The organism is Acinetobacter sp. 809848 (assembly GCF_000581275.1).
GTDB classification, from domain to species: Bacteria; Pseudomonadota; Gammaproteobacteria; order Pseudomonadales; family Moraxellaceae; genus Acinetobacter; species Acinetobacter pittii.
The window spans coordinates 1-1,719 of record NZ_JEXG01000126.1 but is presented as its reverse complement, the minus strand read 5'-3'; the positions used below and the strand labels follow the sequence as shown (position 1 = coordinate 1,719).

At 37.6% G+C, this 1,719-nt stretch carries 1 protein-coding gene, 2 tRNA genes and 1 pseudogene; 1 reads left to right on the top strand and 3 read right to left on the bottom strand.

The genetic code is table 11. From position 1 onward, the window contains the following. Nucleotides 1-442 (top strand): annotated as a pseudogene (locus J536_RS24245) (hypothetical protein); the annotation flags it as partial. Between the two features lie 64 nt (nt 443-506). Here the strand turns inward: J536_RS24245 and J536_RS24240 are convergent. The 3 genes from J536_RS24240 to J536_RS24230 all read right to left on the bottom strand — a co-directional run bounded on the left by J536_RS24240 (nt 507) and on the right by J536_RS24230 (nt 1,383). Then, a complete protein-coding gene (locus J536_RS24240; protein WP_005078312.1) occupies nt 507-1,100 on the bottom strand; it encodes an HAD-IB family hydrolase in 594 nt (197 codons plus the stop codon). Between the two features lie 105 nt (nt 1,101-1,205). After that, a tRNA-Arg gene (locus J536_RS24235) sits at nt 1,206-1,282 on the bottom strand. A gap of 10 nt (nt 1,283-1,292) precedes the next feature. Continuing rightward, nucleotides 1,293-1,383: transfer RNA gene (locus tag J536_RS24230), tRNA-Ser, on the bottom strand. Between the last annotated feature and the right edge of the window lie 336 nt (nt 1,384-1,719).

Sequence of the window (1,719 nt, the reverse complement as noted above, 5' to 3'; positions counted from 1 at the left end):
GCTGATTACAAATGGCACAACTGCTACTGGCTTAGTAACAGAAATCATTGGTGGATTGACAGGAACTATTGGTGGGGTTACTGGTGGAGATAGCTCACTAGGCTTAGTCACTGATTTACTTGGCGGTTTAACTGGTAGCGTAGATGGTGATAACCCTCTTGGCTTAGTGACCGACCTTCTAGGCGGCTTAACTGGTGGCGTTACTGGCGGTACAGACAACCCTATCGGCATCGTAACAGATATCGTGGGTAGCTTAACGGGCGGTGTGACTGGTGAAGGCGGATTAGATGTTATTTCTAATTTACTAGGCGGATTAACTGGTGGTAGCTTACTCGGTGGTGTAACGTCGACAGTATCAAGCGTAACTAATACAACGCATACTATCGTACCTACATCATTACTTACCGATAACTTCTTAGAAAACTCTTTCAATACTGTTTAATATAAGTCGTTAAAATAAAGCCACTTATTACAAGTGGCTTTATTTATTAATATATTTTTAAATATTAATTTACTTCTTCCCATCTATAATATTTCTTATGAGCCAGCTCTAACATTGCATAATCATTAGGTGTATCACCATAAGCATAAATTGTAGAATACTGAGTTAAATCATAATTGTTTTTTATTCTATTTACTTTTTCTAAATAACCGCAATCACCATTAATAAAATCACCTGTCAAAATACCATCACGTATTTCAAGTTGATTACATATAACCTCTAAATCTAAAGATTGGCACCAGCTTTCTAAATAAACACCTAATGATGCAGATACAACCACAACCTGATCACCTTGTTGTTTATGCCAAAGAATACGCTCCAAAGCATTTTGACGCACACAGGTAGGAAGGACATTTTTAGCAAACTCTTGTCCCATATATTTTAGGGAATCTGCATCATAGCCCACGTATCCCACCTGACAGAGTTTAGTTCGGATAGTTTTATCGGTTACCCATCCAAGCTTATAACCCGCTATATAAGGTGCAAGTCGAATACCACCTAGTATTTGAGTTTTTTTATTTAAAGAAAATTTAAGGAATAGACTGAATGTATCGTTATGAGTGATCGTGCCATCAAAGTCAAATAAAGCTAAGTTCATTTATGATTATCTCTAATATAATTAAAAAGTTATAAATTTAGATTTTTTAAAGTACTAAAAAACAGGCACAAAAAAACCGCTATAAAAGCGGTTAATTCTTCAAGTTGGTGCGCTCAGAGAGATTCGAACTCCCGACCCCTTAGTTCGTAGCCAAGTGCTCTATCCAGCTGAGCTATGAGCGCATTAAGTAAATGGCGGTGAGAGAGGGATTCGAACCCTCGATACCAGTAATAGGTATGCTTCCTTAGCAGGGAAGTGATTTCAGCCACTCATCCCCCTCACCGGAACGAGCCGCCATAATACAAACTAAAACCCTATTGTTCAAGTCATCATAGTGAAATTTTCTTGTTTTTTAGTTCAATGAATTATTTTTTAAGCAATTTTCTCATTATTTTCGTCTTTTTCGATCAAACGCTTGTTAAGATAGATATTATTTCTTCATCAAAATACTGTAGTGCATAACACATTATTGCAAACCTAAACGTGCAGTTCGGGTCTGCATGACTTATGCTAAACTTATCTGCCAAGCGTGAAACCAAACGACATGACAAAAAACTGGGCTGACCCCGAAGCGAAAGCTGAAGCTGAACGTTATGACAATCCTATTCCAAGCCGTACT

What these genes read in the sequence shown, in the direction of transcription:
- J536_RS24240 (WP_005078312.1), bottom strand. Translation starts at nt 1,100, where the DNA reads ATGAACTTAGCTTTATTTGACTTTGATGGCACGATCACTCATAACGAT.